This window comes from Bifidobacterium catenulatum DSM 16992 = JCM 1194 = LMG 11043, from assembly GCF_001025195.1.
GTDB classification, from domain to species: domain Bacteria; phylum Actinomycetota; class Actinomycetes; order Actinomycetales; family Bifidobacteriaceae; genus Bifidobacterium; species Bifidobacterium catenulatum.
Genome location: NZ_AP012325.1, coordinates 1,786,801 through 1,800,531 on the forward strand (window position 1 = coordinate 1,786,801; position 13,731 = coordinate 1,800,531).

Below are 13,731 nucleotides of genomic sequence, written 5' to 3' on the forward strand. Positions count from 1 at the left end.
TTGGAAAAATGCAAATGACCTTGGACGGTTTCAATGATTATTATGGTCCCAACGAGGGCTTGCAGGAACGCGCCACCAAGGAGCTTATCGAGAGTTTCGTGGGCGATAGGCAGCTTGACCCTAACGCCAAGTACGTGTGCAAGACCATGATCAACATTGCCCGCAATTTCGACGCGCTGAACGTCAAAGGACGCGACACGAGCCGTGTCATGGCTCAGCTCTTGGCGTGGTACCAGGAATTGAAAACCGAGTTTCAGTCAAGGCAGGAAATCGACCCCGCTCTTGCCAGTCTGCTGGAAGAGGCACAGGCATGACGCCATTGCGCGGCGGCACCCAGCGAAACCCGGATCGCCGCACCGACGGGCCTATAGTCGCCAAGTTCGCCCGGTTGCTTGGCACGCCTCTGCTGCCATGGCAACGGTTGGTGGCCGACGTGGCGGGTGAAATAGACCCGGACACAGGCACTTACTTCTATGACACGGTGATATTGAGCACACCGCGACAGTGTGGAAAAAGCACGCTTGTGGACGCGGTGGACACGCGCAACTCGCAGTGGGGACCAGATCGTTTTATCTATTATTTGGCGCAGACGGGCAAGGACGCGGGCGACCACTTCAAGAAATATCTGAAAACGCTCGGCAGCTCGCCGCTTGCCGCAATAACCACACGGCCGTATCTCGGCGCGGGCGACTTGCGCCAGCCGTTCGCCAATGGCAGCGTGATAATGCCAAAGAGCGTTACCAAGGTTGCGGGGCACGGCGTCCAAGGCGACAAAATCACGTTGGACGAGGCGTTTTCGTTGTCCGAGGAAACCGGAAACACCATTTTGGATGGCTTCATGCCGACCATGGCGACAAGGCTTAAGGCCACCGGCGTGCAGCCGCAGCTATGGATAACCAGCACCGAGGGAACGGCAGAATCGACGTTCTTCAACCGTAGACTTGACGCTTGCAGGGCTGGCGAACAGTCGCGCCGCACGTGTTGGTTCGACTTCGGGTTGCCAGCCGACGAAGATCCGGAGAATCTGGACAGCATCATGCGCCATCATCCAGCCGCCGGACTCTTGTGGAACAAGACGCAGTTGGCCGACTTCCGCGAACAGTTCCAGGGCAACCCGGCAGGTTGGGCGCGCGCGTTCGGCAACCGTCGGGACGAGGGTATAACCGACAGGGCGATAGACGAGGCGTTGTGGGCGGCTACGGTAACGGCACCGGTGACGCCCGGCGACTTGGACGGCCGGCCGGTGGTGTTCGGCGTCGCGGTGGACGTGGACGGGACGCACACGAGCGTTTCGGCTGGCATCGCCAACAATGACGGCACCATAACGGTGCAATTGCTGAGAATCTTGGACGGCACCGGGTACGCGCCGACCGAACTCACCCGCTTGTGCTCGAAGTACGGTGCTCCGGTGGTGATCGACGCGCGCGGCACCGCCGCCGATTTGTCCGACCGGTTGCGCCACATGACCGACGACGCGGGCGACCCGCTGCTGCAGTTCGTGGACATGGACGCGGGCGACTACCTGACCACCGGACAGAGTTTCGTTGCCGGCTTGGCTAACCACGCGATAACCCACGCGGCAGACCCCGAGTTGGACGCCAGCGCCGCGAACTCGGCGCGCAAATGGGCCGGCGACGCATGGCGCGTGAGCCGGCGCGGAAGCACCGGCCTAACGTCACCGTTGGAAAGCTGCATGTTGGCGGCTTGGGGAGCCGCCCACAGGCCCGAGGAAACGGGGCCGCTGCAAATCTACTAGCCGGTGGCGTTCGGCGTCGCGTGGCGGCATTATGCGGCATTGGGCGGCGGGCTTGTGGCGGGCTTGGCGCTTGGCGGTGATACTTGGCCGCATGAACATTTGGGAGCGTGTGAGAATGGCGGGCCGCGTGCTGACGCGCGGTGCCGACGCGGACATGCCGGACGGCATCAAGCCGCCCGCACGATTGGGGAACTGCGACCCGTTGAGCCTTTCAACCGTGTTCCGTGGCGTGCAAGTGCTGCAAACCGCCATCACCGGTTTGCCCATCCATGAAATCAGGGGAGGCGTGAAGCTCGACAAGGTTTCCTCCATCGTGCTTCAGCCGGACGTGAACCGCAGCCGCCGCGACTTCCTCGCGGACATGGTGGCAAGCATGGTATTGGACGGGAACGCTTTCGTGCGATTGGTGCGTTTCGATGGCGAAGTGGTCTCTTGCGAGGTGCTTCCACCATCCCTCGTGACCGTGAGCGACGACGGCAACGACCCAGCCGCGCCCAAGCTCCGCTATAGCTATCTGGGCCATGATTACACGGCCGACCAGATCGTTCATTGCAAGTTTTTGAACGTGCCGGGCCGGTTGCGTGGGCTTGGGCCAATCTCGGCGGCGCGTGAGGAGGTGGAGGCCGCGCAGATGGCCCGCACCTACAAGGCCAAGTTCTATAGCGACGGTAGCAACCTCAAGGGCTATTTGCAGACGGAGGAAAAGGTGACGCCGCAGGTGGCCAAGGACGCCAAGGAGGCGTGGAAAGCCACGGGTGAGGCCGGCGACGTGAAGGTGCTCGGCTCGAAACTCAAATACGTGCCCTTGGACATGAAACCGGCAGATTTGCAGTTTTTGGAGACTCAGAAGTTTGACACCACTCAGATCGCGCGGCTTCTAGGCATCCCGGCGAGCATCATGTTGGCGGCCGTTGACGGTAGCAACCTTACTTACTCGAATATCGAGCAATCGTGGATTGAGTTCGCCGATTACACGTTGGCGGCTTATGCGGGCGAGATAGAGGAACTTTTCAACCGTTTGTTGCCGAGGGGCCGCACGGCCGCGTTCGACTGGGACAGCAGCCGGCGCGCCAACATGGCCGACCGGTTCAACGCCTACAAGACGGCGATAGAGGCCGGGTGGATGGACGTGAACGAGGTGCGCGCAAGGGAGGCGTTGCCGCCTCTCATCGCGGCACCGCAACCGGAACCACAGGAGCAGCCACAGGAACAGGAGACGCAGAATGAAGCATGAAATCGGGTTTAAGGGCGTGTGCCTACGCGCGGCCGAAGAGGGCGACGGGCGCACGTTGGAGGGTGTGGCCGTGCCCTACGGCAGCGTCATCAGCACATGGGACGGTGCCGAGACGTTCGACGCCGATTGTGTTTTCGACGACACGGACACGGCGAAGCTCTGCTATCAGCACGGTGAGCTTATCGGCCGTATCCTCGACGCACACCCCCAAGAGGACGGCTTGCATATCACGGCGCATATCAGCGACACGCAGCGCGGCCGGGACGTGGTGGCCCTGTTGCGCGACGGCGCGCTGGACTCGCTCAGCGTCGGATTCATGCCGATTGACGACGAGGTGGACAAGCAGGGCGTTACCCACCGCAGGCGCGTCCGATTGTTGGAGGTTTCGGTGGTGTCGTGGCCGGCCTACGAGGCCGCGAAGATCACTTCGCAGCGCAGCAGCGAAACTACCCACGAAAGCATGAGGGAAACCGGAAACCAGAAAGGAAACGAAATGGACCTCAACGAAATCAACGACAAGCTGAACGGCATCATGGACGAACAGCGCAGCATGAAAGCCGCCATTGCCAGGAACACCGACAGTGAGCCGGCCAAGGTCATGGGCGCTGAGTATCGCACGGCCGGCGACTATCTTCAAGCGCTCTACCGTGGCGACGAAGCGGCAGTGCAGCTCATGCACGAGTGCCGCGACCTCATCGCCACCGGCGACACTGGCAACAAGGTGGCATGGATTAGGGATGATTTGCGACTGATCGAGCAGCGCCGCAAGGTGACCAATATCCTCACCCACGACACGCTGCCGGACAAGGGCATGACGATGGAATACAACGTGGTGGCGTCCGACACCGCCACGGTGGACAAGCAGGAGAACGAGGGCGGCGCGTTGCAGTTCGGCAAGGTCACGTTCGGCACCAAGAGCGCAAGCATCGATACCTACGGTGGCTACACTTCTTTGAGCCGCCAGACCATCGAGCGCAGCACCACGCCCATGCTCAACACCGCGCTGGCGGCGTTGCGCAACGCCTACGCCAAGGCCACCGAAAACAAGGTGCGTTCGTTCCTGTATGACACCATCGCGTCTCAGCGCGACGCCGAGACGGACGCGAACAAGATCGATGCACCGGCCCAACTGTCGGCAATGACCATCGACCAGTGGGCCATGCTGATCATGGACGCGGCGGAACTGGCCGACGACCGCAACGTGAGCCTTACCCGCCTGGGCGTTTCCAAGGACGTCATGGCCGCGCTTGTCAAGCTCAAGGACACCGGCAGCCGTTTCTTCGACCTCAGCGGAGACGGCAGCGACACGTTGGGCGACTTCGACCTTACGGGCATCGCGGGCAAGTTCCTGCGCGTCCCGGTGCAGATGCTGCCCAAGGCCCCGGCCGGTACCGCGTGCTTCATCGACCCCGAGGCCGTGACCGTTTGGGAGTCCGGCGGCCCGACCCAGCTCAGCGACGGCGACCCGACCAAGCTCACCGAGAACTACAGCGTCTACGGCTATATGGCTGTGGCGGCGACCCAACCGCTCGGGCTTATCCCTGTGAAGTTCGCGGCAACGGCCAAGTCTGGCGAGTGACATGGCCGACGACTGGACGAACTATGAGGCGGCGGTGAGGGACGAAATCAACGTTCCCACCGACGACGACGACCGGGTGCGCCGCGTCATCCAAGCGGCCATCGGCTATGTTCGCGGCGCGCTCGGCGATAGGAACGTGGGGAAGGAGGTCATGGCGGACTGCGTTACCTCTTGCGCCGCCGACCTCTACAACAGCAGGGACGCCAGACTGGGCGTCATGAGCGTGGGCGACGGCACGCTGGAACCGTTCAGGGTCAGCAGCGACCCGTTGCGCTCGGTGTGGCCAAAGCTCAACGCGGCCGGCATCCTGACCGGGAGCGTGGTGATCGCATGAGCAGCCAAGTAACACGAGAGCGAGAAGCCCTTATGGACATGCTGACGGACGCCCTGGGCGACCTCGCTTGCGTCGTCACCATCGACGCGCAGGACGCCCGCCCGTTGCCAGGCAGAATAGCGGTGCTGATAGACCCGCCAGAACTCACTTTCGAGGGCTGGCATATGCAGACCATCACTTGGACGGTGAACCTCATCGCCGGCACCATGGCCACGCAGACGCTCGCCTTGGACCTGTTGACCGACGGCGTGCAACGCTTGCACGACCGCCAAGTGAACTTGCGGGACGCGAAACCCAGCACGTTCAACCTGACCGGAGTGGGCAGCCTGGCCGCCTACACCATAACCCTCAACCCATTGGATTCATAGAAAGGACACAATCATGGCGACAAGAACCCTTGGACCGGGCAAGCTCACCATCACCGACACCGGCAAAGGGCGCGACTTCAGCGCCGAAGTCACCAAGGTGCAGTTGGTGGCGTCGAACAACACCGACGACCCAATCAATTTCCTTGACGGCTCGCAGGACACCAGCTCAAGCACCGATTGGACGCTTGAGGGAACCATCGTTGACAACTTCGACACGGACAACCTCGCCAACTGGTGCTTCGACCATTCCGGCCAGACGCTGCCGTTCGAGTGGGTGCCGAACAACAAGGGGGCGACCAAGTGGAACGGTAAGGTGAACATCTCGCCCGTGAGCATCGGCGGCGACGTGAAATCAAAGAACAGCAACGACTTCAGTTTCCCCGCGACCGAACTCGCGCACTCCGCCTACACGTCGTCCTCCGAGGTCTGAAATGGCAGCCAAAGCCGCATACGTGGTGGGGCAAAAACGTTTCGTTCAGACCATGCGCAAAGCAGGCGCGGACATGAAGGAGCTGAAGGACGTGAACCGGCAGGCCGCGGACATCGCGTTGCCGGCCGTCCGGCAGCTCGCGCCGCGCGGCGAGTCGGGCAGGCTCGCCGGATCTATTCGCGTTGGCGCGACCCAGAAGGCCGGCGTCATCCGTGCCGGCCGCAAGTCCGCGCCCTACGCGGGAGTCATCAACTACGGGTGGCCGAAAAGGGGCATCAAACCCCGCCTGTTCGTCAACCAGGGCGTGGCCGGCACCGAGGGCGCGTGGCGGCGCGTCTACAAGCAGTTCATCGATAAAACCATGAGCAAGGTAAAAGGAGCTTAGATCATGAAGACCATCAGGATTACACACACAGGCGGCGAAACACATGAAGCGCCGTTGACGCCGCGCGTGATTTGCGCGGCCGAGGAACACGCGCAGGTGAAGAAATGGGCGACCGGGGACGCAAGCCGCATCCGCCAGGCGTATTACATGGCCTATCTCGCCGAGAAGTTCGCCAAGCTCACCACCCTTGACTTTGACGCATGGCTTGACGGAGTGGACGTGGACGGCGTGGAAATCACGGCGGCGGAGGCCGACGCGGGAAAACCTACGGCCTGACCCCGTGGCCCGAAGACTCTCTCGGCTATCTGTCCTGTCTGCTCGCCCGATATTTCGGCGGCACGCCGTGGGAGTGGCGGGAAAGGGCCAATTGGATGGATTGGGCCACGGCTGTGGAAATCATGCAGGACGAGGCCGAGAAGATGGAGGAGGTGACGCATGACTCATAGCGCGATAATGTCCGTGAGAATCACGGGCAACAGCGACGACGCCGTGAAGGCGTTCCAGAAGGCCACCACGAAGGCGGCGGCGTTCGGTTCGTTCATGGGCGGCGCTGCCCTCAAGGGCGTTACCGCCCTATGGGACAAGGTAAGTTCGTTCGGCAGCGCCGTGATGGACATGAGCGACAGCACGGACAAGTTCGTTTCGACGATGAACTTCGCCGGCATCGACACCGCCAACGTCGAAAAGGCAAGCAAGGCGGCGCGCGACTACGCGGACCGCACAGTGTATGACCTGTCCACCATCCAGAACACCACGGCGCAGCTCGCCGCGAACGGCATCAAGGACTACACCGGCCTTACAGAGGCCGCCGGCAACCTGAACGCCGTTGCCGGCGGCAACGCCGACACCTTCGGCTCCGTGGCCATGGTGCTCACCCAGACGGCCGGCGCGGGCAAGCTTACGACGGAGAACTGGAACCAGTTGGCCGACGCCATCCCCGGCGCGTCCGGCAAGCTCCAGGAAGCCATGAAGGCCAACGGCGCGTACACGGGCAATTTCAGGGACGCGATGGAGAAAGGCGAGATCAGCGCCGACGAGTTCAACCAGGCGATTATGCAGCTCGGCATGAGCGACGTCGCCAAGGAAGCCGCCAGCAGCACCAAGACCATGGAAGGCGCTTTGGGCAACTTGGAGGCCGCGATCACCGGCGGGCTGACGGACGCGTTCAACCTCATAAAGCCAGCGGTCACGGGCGCGTTGACCGAAGCCGGAGACCGTATCAGCCAGTTCAGCCAAACCGCCACCAACGGTTTGAAGTCGTTCATCCAGGGCGTGAGCGACACGGGCGCGTTCCGATCGCTCTCAGGCATGGTGTCAGGCATCGGCGGCGCGTTGTCCTCGTTGGGCGGCGCGTTCTCGAGCATCGCCACGACGATAGCGCCGGGCTTGCAAGGCCTGTCCGACGCGGGCGGCATCGGGACGGCCGTGGGCGAGGCGTTCACCGGCGCGGCCGGCATCATCCAGGCGTTGGCGGACAAGCTCACCCAGTTTGGCGATTGGGTCAGCGCGAACGCGGAACCCATCAGCGGCGCTCTTGTGGCCATCGGCGGCGGTTTCGCCGCGTTCAAGGTGGCAAGCGTCATCAGCGCCGTGGTATCCGCGTTGCAGGGCTTCAGCCTGGCGTCCACCGCCGCGTCAATCGGACAATGGGCGTTGAACGCGGCCATGAACGCCAACCCGATAATGATCGTGGTCACGGCCATCGGCGCGCTGGTGGCGGCGTTGGTGTGGTTCTTCACTCAGACCGAGACGGGCCGGCAGATTTGGAGCCAGTTCACCTCGTTTCTGGGCAATTGCGTGAACAACATAATCGCGTTCTTCCAGTCGTTGCCAGGCCGTATTGGCGCGTTCTTCCAGAGCGCGGCGGACGGGGCGATGAACACTTGGGACAATGTTGTGGATTGGTTCAGGGGATTGCCGGGCCGTATCCTCAACGCTCTGGGTGACGTCGGTTCCATCCTTGTGAACGCCGGTTCGAGCATCATTGACGGTTTTCTCTCAGGTCTCAAGGGCGCTTGGGGCAAAGTGACGGGTTTCATCGGCGGCATAGGCGACTGGATAGCCGAACATAAGGGACCTATCAGCTACGACCGCAAGTTGTTGATACCGCATGGCAAGGCCATTATGAGCGGCCTTGCGCAAGGCATAGATGCGGGCTTCAACGGCAAGGTGCGCGCCTCCATAGGCGCTGTGAACGCGGCCATGTCCGACACAGGGTTTCGTGTGAGCGTAGCGGGGGCGGCTCAAACGGGTGGCGTCGTCTACAACACCTATGAGGTGCATATCGACGGCGCGATAAGCGACCCGGACGGCGCGGCCAAGGCCATTGAACGGCTGCTTGCCGGCCACGCTCGGAGACGGGGCCGCAGATGAGGCAACCAATGTTGTTCATAGATCGCGGCAACGGGTGGGAGAACGTGACCGGGCATAGCCACGCGCCGGCCGGCTTGGCCGGTTTCACGGTGGACTGGGGCACCGACTCGCCGGACACCCAGCCCGACCCAAGCGTGCTCCGCTTCCAGCTGCTCGACCGTACCGGCGACCTCGCCGGCAACAGCACGCGCCTTGCGGGCATGAAAGTGTTGGTTCAGTTGTCCCGCCGGCCGTTGTGGCGTGACCTCAACGACACGACACCATGGGCCGTGCAGCCGGAAGGACTGACATGGGCCGACTTCCACTTGGCACACAAGCCGACACCGGAGGCGCAGCCCGACCCTACGGCGCTCACCATATTCATCGGCAACGTGACCAGCGGCGGCACCATCACCCAACGCGCGGACAACACCTATATGCTCGACCTGTACGCTAACGCGCTTCAGGTGCGTATGAACCGCGCCACAGGCAAGGGGCCAACGTCATCGGACGCCAAACTGGCGGGCTTGCACTGGACCGGCACGGCCGCGCAGCGCGCGGACGAAATCAACCGGCGGCTCAGCGCGCTGGGTTGCCCGCCACTGGATACGGCGACGCTCGCATGGCTCAAGACCATGCCGCAGCCCGCCGCCTATGACAATGACTCCTACCCAGAGTTGTCCACCGTGTTATATGCGCTCGGCGCGCACCACCCGGACTTGCCCGTGTATTACGAGCGACACGGGCATGGTTACGAATCGCTTAGCGCGGTATGGGCAGGCAGACGTGCAAGCATCACGTTGCACGCGGACGGTGCGCTGACCGTGGCGGGCGGCGGTTTGGAGCAGATCGCGGCGACCGGCGACAAAGTGACCGTGGACGATACGACGCTGACCATCCCCGACACGGTGAGCCAAGTCAAGCTATCCACTAAGACCGTGAAATGGGACGACAACGACAACAAACTTTCGTTCGAGGACGACGAAATCGACCTCACCGGCCAAGGGCTCTTGCCAAGCAATCTCACGGCAACCGTGGAATCGGTGTCTTTCGACTCGGACGCGGTGACGGCCAACGAGGCCGGCGACCATTGGACCGGCGGCGTATGGCAGCCCACGGCGGAGCAGCGCACACGGTGGGCGGAATGGCTCGCCGTGCAGACATTGAGGCTCAGACCGGAGAAACTGACCGCCAGCAGCCGGCATCTTGACTTGGACGTGTTCGAGCAGCAGTTGCAGCCCACCGCATCCCTGTGGGCGTTCGTAAGCACACGCTATACGAAGCTTCTTGCGGACGACGGGACGCCGGCCACCAGTGGCGCGTGGCTCGCCATCGGCGGCACGTTGTCGTTCGACTGGCAGGCTGGCGAACCCGTCCTAGCCAACGAACTCACGCTGACCCCGTTGCCAATGCTGCCTAGCACGTTGAGCGCTTGGCGGGACTTGGACCCCATAAACCTCAAATGGAGCGAACTTGGCTTCACTTGGGGCGAGTTCTCGCAGATCACCTACTTCCAAGATTAAGGAGATATTATGTCTGACTTCAACGCGGCGAACATGCCGACCACGCCACGCCACGGCATCCGCTACCCCGGCCCCACCGATCTGGTGCGCCACGCCTCCCAGCAGTTCCAGGCAATGGCCGAGAGCATCGACGACAACATCGACGATTTGCCCGCCGAAATCACCGCCAGAGTTGACGACGCGGCCACGCGCGCCGCAGCCAGCGCCACGGCCGCGCAGCAGGCGGCGGCAACGGCCGGCACGCTCGCGGACTCGAACATGGCCGTGAACATCAACAACAGCGACTCGCAGACCGCCGCCGCCTTGGACAAATGGCGCAACGCCGGCAACCGTTGGCATAACGCCGTCATCATCGGCGACAGCCTATGCAAGGGCTTCTATTCCAGCGCGGAGCACGCCGGGCAGGGCATCGGCGACGTGATTTGCAAGAACTTGGGCATCGACACCGTGCAGAACATGGCCGTATCCGGCAGCGGCTTCACCGTCGGCGGCGACAACACGTTTGTGAAGCAGTGGGAGCGTGTTTCAAACAAGAGCAACGTGGACCTTGTGCTTGTCATCGGCGGCGTGAACGACAACAACGCCGATTGCAGCGCGGCCGTCACGCAATTGCTGAACGCCATCAAGCAGAAAGCGCCGAAAGCGACCACATACGTGTTCCCGGTGGCCGGCGGCTTGGGAATGGGCTTGCATGAACACCATTTCGCATTGCATACCATCAGTCACGCCACGTTGGCGCAGACCGCGACCACGAACCGGCGCGTGGTGCTTATGCAGGGCGTCCACAGGTGGGGGCAGATGATCGGGGAGGACGAGGCCGACGGGTATATCCACATGAAACAGGCCGGCTATCAGAAATGGGCCGCAATCGCCACACGACTTATCAAGAACGGGCAGAACACGTTCTGGCCCACGTTCGCGCGCGACCTGACCGTAACGCCGGTAAGCGGCGACACACTGTTTGACCAGACGCAGCGCGCGCGCATGGTCGAATCGAACGGCACCATCACCCTGCAAATTACCGCGCACTCAAAACGCGCCATAGACGCGGGCTTCACCATCTTCAAGAAAGACGCCTACTTCATGAACAACGTTCAGGACAAGTTCATAGGACTTAACGTGAACGGCTGCGCCATCAGCGTCGGAACCGGCGGGATCAAGATGCAGATGGCACAGTTCCCCAGAGATCGGTGGCTGCTCGTTGAAACAAGCTGGGTAGCCGGAATGTGAGGCCACGGGATGGATACCGAACTGTTGACCCTTGTGGCCGCTCTCATAGGCTCAGGCGCAGCCACAAGCGTCGTGCAATGGATATTGGGCCACGCCGAACGCGACACCCCCACCAAAGAGGGCTTGCGCGTGCTCTTGTTCTGCAAATTGGAGCACATTCAGGCGGCAATGGTGGCGAACGACGGCGTCTGCGACGTGTCCACCAAAGAGACCGCAGAAACCATCTACCGCGCCTACAGCGCATTGGGAGGCAACGGCGTCGGCTCGCAGATGATCGAGGACATCAGGCACGCGCACATCGCCAGAACGGAGGAATGATGGACGGAATCACATGGATAGGCTCGCCGAACCACTACCAGGGCCGCAACGGCCACGAGGTCACGCATATAACGCTGCATATCATGGTGGGCTATCTCGCCGGCACCGACAGCGTGTTTCGCAACCCGGCATCGCAGGCAAGCGCACACTACGGCATCGGCGGCGACGGAACCATACACCAATACGTCTCAGAGGCGGACGGCAGCTATTCAGACGCCAACTGGGCGTCGAACAACTCGACCATCAGCATCGAGCATCAAGGAGGCATGGACGGCGTGCCATGCACGCAAGCGTGCATCGACGCCAGCGCACGACTATGCGCCGACATCGCCCGACGCTACGGGTGGACAAGCCTATGGCACGACGGGCTGCACGGCAACGTGTGGCTACATAGGGAGATCCCCGGCACCGACCACGCTGGCTGCCCCGACCTCGCGCCCAACGGCCTGCCAGTGCAACAGATTTTGGACAAGGCAAACGCACTCTTGGAAGGAGACGAAGATATGCCAACAGCACAGGAAATCGCCGAAGCCGTCTGGAACTTCAACCAGAACGGCATCAAATGCCGCGACCGCCTGCAAGGCATTGACCAGCAATGCCAAGCAATGCCGGAAAACGTTTGGGCGTTCCCCATCCAGCACACACAGGCACGAGATCGCCTGTACGGGCTGGACGCCTTGCAGGTGCCGCAGCTGACGGCCACCGTGGCCGCGCAGCAAGCCGCCATCGACACTCTGGCCAAAAACGTGGGAGCCGACCCCACCACCATCGCCGGAGTGGTCGAACAGGCTGTTAAAAACAAACTCGCAGCACTGCAAATCACCGTGGAGGAAAAATGAGCAACAGCAGCAACGAGCCGCAGCACGCGGCAACCACCGAAACCGGCTATAAGCCGGTGTTCAACGACACCGTGAGAACCATCGTGTATGTTTTCGGACTTGTGGCCGTGGCCGTAGGCTTCGGCTTCACCAAGTTCGGGGACCCGGCAGTGGGTGACTACATCACCACCGTTGGCGGCCTGATCGCGGCCGGCATGGGCGTGGCCTACAACCCAATCCGCATGTCCGGCAAACAGGTCTAGACACCGAGCATCACGGCGGCCATGCCCGCACGCAACCGCGCGTCGGGCATGGCGACGTAGATTTGCGTCGTCTCGACCGACGCATGGCCCAGCAGCCTTGCCACCAGATACAAGTCATGCGTGGCCGCGTATGTCGCCGTGGCGTACCGGTGGCGGAGGCTGTGCGCGCCGTACCCCTCTGGCAGCAGACGACTTATACGCTTTCCCACGTAGCTTTCCTCGACATGGCCTTGCCACCGGCCGGGGAACAGCCAACCGCCGCACGACTCTATGGCTTCGGCCAGATCGTCGGGCAACGGCACTATGCGCTGTTTATCGCCCTTGCCGCGCACTATTAGCGACTTGCCAAGCAGATCGTCCATGACATCCCGCGAGTTCACGCCCGCTATCTCACCTCGCCGCAAACCACACTCGGCCGCAAGCCTCAGCATCAGCGTTTCGGTTTCGTCCGCCTTCGCCAGCGCCGCAAGAATATACTTGTCGGGGCACGGCCGCGGGTGCGCCTTCGGACGCTTGACCTTCGGCAAATCGGCTGCCGGATTGTCCGGTCTTACGCTGGTTCGCTGCAAACGGCCGAAAAACGACGTTAGCGTGTTCCTGTACGCCTTCAGCGTTTCCGGCTTCCAATGCTGGCCGGCCATCCAAGACACCAGATCGCCGGTGGTGACGTCAACGGGCGACTTGCCTAAACCTATGGCCGCGTGCGTGAGCTTGTAGCGCCGGCACCGCACTGTGTCTTCGCTGTACCCACTGGCAATCAGGGACTTCACCCAGTCTTCCACGCTCACTCGCCACTCAGGTGGCGGCTGCAACTTCTTATCGTTCATGGCACACCATCGTGCCTCACGCCGCTAGGATTAGTGATAATCGGCTCAGGCCGGCATGGATTTGGACCATGGGCCGGGGCGTAGCCCCAGAGGTCCATGGTCCAAATCCATGCCCCGCTACCAATGAAAGTCAGGAACCATAGTGGTTTCTGACTTTTTTTGTTTTCCTGCCGGATCTTGGCCAAGCCGATTACTTAACAAAATCCGGTCAAAATCTGGACATGGCAGCTGACCGGGCTGTTCGCGAATTTCGAATTTCGCCACGTTCTTTTCGCTGGCTTCCTTCATCATATTCGGCCAGGTTTCGCAAACTC

General features: G+C 62.0%; 17 protein-coding genes. 15 read left to right on the top strand and 2 right to left on the bottom strand.

Features of this window, described 5'->3' with window-relative positions; genetic code table 11:
- The first annotated feature begins 8 nt into the window (after positions 1 to 8).
- The 15 genes from BBCT_RS09555 to BBCT_RS07560 all read left to right on the top strand — a co-directional run bounded on the left by BBCT_RS09555 (position 9) and on the right by BBCT_RS07560 (position 12,590).
- Positions 9 to 314, top strand: coding sequence for a hypothetical protein (locus BBCT_RS09555; RefSeq protein WP_003833871.1), 306 nt, complete (start codon positions 9 to 11; stop codon positions 312 to 314).
- Positions 311 to 1,756 carry a hypothetical protein gene (locus BBCT_RS07495; RefSeq protein WP_003833873.1) on the top strand — a complete coding sequence of 482 codons (1,446 nt, stop codon included), beginning with the start codon at positions 311 to 313 and terminating at the stop codon, positions 1,754 to 1,756. Before BBCT_RS09555 ends, BBCT_RS07495 begins: the two co-directional genes overlap by 4 nt.
- 91 nt (positions 1,757 to 1,847) lie before the next feature.
- Positions 1,848 to 2,990, top strand: a complete 1,143-nt coding sequence (locus BBCT_RS07500; RefSeq protein ID WP_033512742.1) for a phage portal protein — start codon at positions 1,848 to 1,850, stop codon at positions 2,988 to 2,990.
- Positions 2,980 to 4,569, top strand: coding sequence for an HK97 family phage prohead protease (locus tag BBCT_RS07505; RefSeq protein WP_003833877.1), 1,590 nt, complete (start codon positions 2,980 to 2,982; stop codon positions 4,567 to 4,569). The genes BBCT_RS07500 and BBCT_RS07505 overlap by 11 nt, the downstream gene beginning before the upstream one ends.
- Position 4,570: 1 nt before the next feature.
- Positions 4,571 to 4,903: a hypothetical protein gene (locus tag BBCT_RS07510; protein WP_003833880.1), complete on the top strand. Its 333-nt coding sequence runs from the start codon at positions 4,571 to 4,573 to the stop codon at positions 4,901 to 4,903.
- Positions 4,900 to 5,271, top strand: coding sequence for a hypothetical protein (locus BBCT_RS07515; protein ID WP_003833881.1), 372 nt, complete (start codon positions 4,900 to 4,902; stop codon positions 5,269 to 5,271). The genes BBCT_RS07510 and BBCT_RS07515 overlap by 4 nt, the downstream gene beginning before the upstream one ends.
- Positions 5,272 to 5,284: 13 nt before the next feature.
- A complete protein-coding gene (locus tag BBCT_RS07520; RefSeq protein WP_003833883.1) occupies positions 5,285 to 5,701 on the top strand; it encodes a hypothetical protein in 417 nt (138 codons plus the stop codon).
- Position 5,702: 1 nt separating this feature from the next.
- Positions 5,703 to 6,086 carry a hypothetical protein gene (locus BBCT_RS07525; RefSeq protein WP_003833884.1) on the top strand — a complete coding sequence of 128 codons (384 nt, stop codon included), beginning with the start codon at positions 5,703 to 5,705 and terminating at the stop codon, positions 6,084 to 6,086.
- A 3-nt stretch (positions 6,087 to 6,089) separates the two neighbouring features.
- A complete protein-coding gene (locus BBCT_RS07530) occupies positions 6,090 to 6,362 on the top strand; it encodes a hypothetical protein (RefSeq protein ID WP_003833885.1) in 273 nt (90 codons plus the stop codon).
- A gap of 159 nt (positions 6,363 to 6,521) precedes the next feature.
- Complete coding sequence (locus BBCT_RS07535) at positions 6,522 to 8,459, top strand: tape measure protein (RefSeq protein ID WP_003833887.1); 1,938 nt, start codon at positions 6,522 to 6,524, stop codon at positions 8,457 to 8,459.
- Between the two features lie 8 nt (positions 8,460 to 8,467).
- Complete coding sequence (locus BBCT_RS07540; RefSeq protein WP_128805842.1) at positions 8,468 to 9,961, top strand: hypothetical protein; 1,494 nt, start codon at positions 8,468 to 8,470, stop codon at positions 9,959 to 9,961.
- 9 nt (positions 9,962 to 9,970) lie between these two features.
- Positions 9,971 to 11,191, top strand: a complete 1,221-nt coding sequence (locus BBCT_RS07545; protein ID WP_033512717.1) for an SGNH/GDSL hydrolase family protein — start codon at positions 9,971 to 9,973, stop codon at positions 11,189 to 11,191.
- 9 nt (positions 11,192 to 11,200) lie between these two features.
- On the top strand, positions 11,201 to 11,509 hold the full coding sequence (locus BBCT_RS07550) for a hypothetical protein (protein WP_003834035.1): 309 nt from the start codon (positions 11,201 to 11,203) through the stop codon (positions 11,507 to 11,509).
- Positions 11,506 to 12,348: an N-acetylmuramoyl-L-alanine amidase gene (locus tag BBCT_RS07555; protein WP_003834034.1), complete on the top strand. Its 843-nt coding sequence runs from the start codon at positions 11,506 to 11,508 to the stop codon at positions 12,346 to 12,348. Before BBCT_RS07550 ends, BBCT_RS07555 begins: the two co-directional genes overlap by 4 nt.
- A complete protein-coding gene (locus BBCT_RS07560) occupies positions 12,345 to 12,590 on the top strand; it encodes a hypothetical protein (protein ID WP_003834033.1) in 246 nt (81 codons plus the stop codon). Before BBCT_RS07555 ends, BBCT_RS07560 begins: the two co-directional genes overlap by 4 nt.
- Here BBCT_RS07560 and BBCT_RS07565 read toward each other — a convergent pair.
- Together BBCT_RS07565 and BBCT_RS09210 are read right to left on the bottom strand one after the other, a co-directional pair.
- Positions 12,587 to 13,417: a tyrosine-type recombinase/integrase gene (locus tag BBCT_RS07565; RefSeq protein WP_003834031.1), complete on the bottom strand. Its 831-nt coding sequence runs from the start codon at positions 13,415 to 13,417 to the stop codon at positions 12,587 to 12,589. The two genes, BBCT_RS07560 and BBCT_RS07565, sit on opposite strands and share 4 nt — an antisense overlap.
- Before the next feature lie 117 nt (positions 13,418 to 13,534).
- A complete protein-coding gene (locus tag BBCT_RS09210; protein WP_167335209.1) occupies positions 13,535 to 13,708 on the bottom strand; it encodes a hypothetical protein in 174 nt (57 codons plus the stop codon).
- Between the last annotated feature and the right edge of the window lie 23 nt (positions 13,709 to 13,731).

Excerpts from the sequence above, each read along its gene's own strand:
- BBCT_RS09555 (WP_003833871.1), top strand. The coding sequence starts at position 9 with ATGCAAATGACCTTGGACGGTTTCAATGATTATTATGGTCCCAACGAG.
- BBCT_RS07495 (WP_003833873.1), top strand. The coding sequence starts at position 311 with ATGACGCCATTGCGCGGCGGCACCCAGCGAAACCCGGATCGCCGCACC.
- BBCT_RS07500 (WP_033512742.1), top strand. The coding sequence starts at position 1,848 with ATGAACATTTGGGAGCGTGTGAGAATGGCGGGCCGCGTGCTGACGCGC.
- BBCT_RS07505 (WP_003833877.1), top strand. The coding sequence starts at position 2,980 with ATGAAGCATGAAATCGGGTTTAAGGGCGTGTGCCTACGCGCGGCCGAA.
- BBCT_RS07510 (WP_003833880.1), top strand. The coding sequence starts at position 4,571 with ATGGCCGACGACTGGACGAACTATGAGGCGGCGGTGAGGGACGAAATC.
- BBCT_RS07515 (WP_003833881.1), top strand. The coding sequence starts at position 4,900 with ATGAGCAGCCAAGTAACACGAGAGCGAGAAGCCCTTATGGACATGCTG.
- BBCT_RS07520 (WP_003833883.1), top strand. The coding sequence starts at position 5,285 with ATGGCGACAAGAACCCTTGGACCGGGCAAGCTCACCATCACCGACACC.
- BBCT_RS07525 (WP_003833884.1), top strand. The coding sequence starts at position 5,703 with ATGGCAGCCAAAGCCGCATACGTGGTGGGGCAAAAACGTTTCGTTCAG.
- BBCT_RS07530 (WP_003833885.1), top strand. The coding sequence starts at position 6,090 with ATGAAGACCATCAGGATTACACACACAGGCGGCGAAACACATGAAGCG.
- BBCT_RS07535 (WP_003833887.1), top strand. The coding sequence starts at position 6,522 with ATGACTCATAGCGCGATAATGTCCGTGAGAATCACGGGCAACAGCGAC.
- BBCT_RS07540 (WP_128805842.1), top strand. The coding sequence starts at position 8,468 with ATGTTGTTCATAGATCGCGGCAACGGGTGGGAGAACGTGACCGGGCAT.
- BBCT_RS07545 (WP_033512717.1), top strand. The coding sequence starts at position 9,971 with ATGTCTGACTTCAACGCGGCGAACATGCCGACCACGCCACGCCACGGC.
- BBCT_RS07550 (WP_003834035.1), top strand. The coding sequence starts at position 11,201 with ATGGATACCGAACTGTTGACCCTTGTGGCCGCTCTCATAGGCTCAGGC.
- BBCT_RS07555 (WP_003834034.1), top strand. The coding sequence starts at position 11,506 with ATGATGGACGGAATCACATGGATAGGCTCGCCGAACCACTACCAGGGC.
- BBCT_RS07560 (WP_003834033.1), top strand. The coding sequence starts at position 12,345 with ATGAGCAACAGCAGCAACGAGCCGCAGCACGCGGCAACCACCGAAACC.
- BBCT_RS07565 (WP_003834031.1), bottom strand. The coding sequence starts at position 13,417 with ATGAACGATAAGAAGTTGCAGCCGCCACCTGAGTGGCGAGTGAGCGTG.
- BBCT_RS09210 (WP_167335209.1), bottom strand. The coding sequence starts at position 13,708 with ATGATGAAGGAAGCCAGCGAAAAGAACGTGGCGAAATTCGAAATTCGC.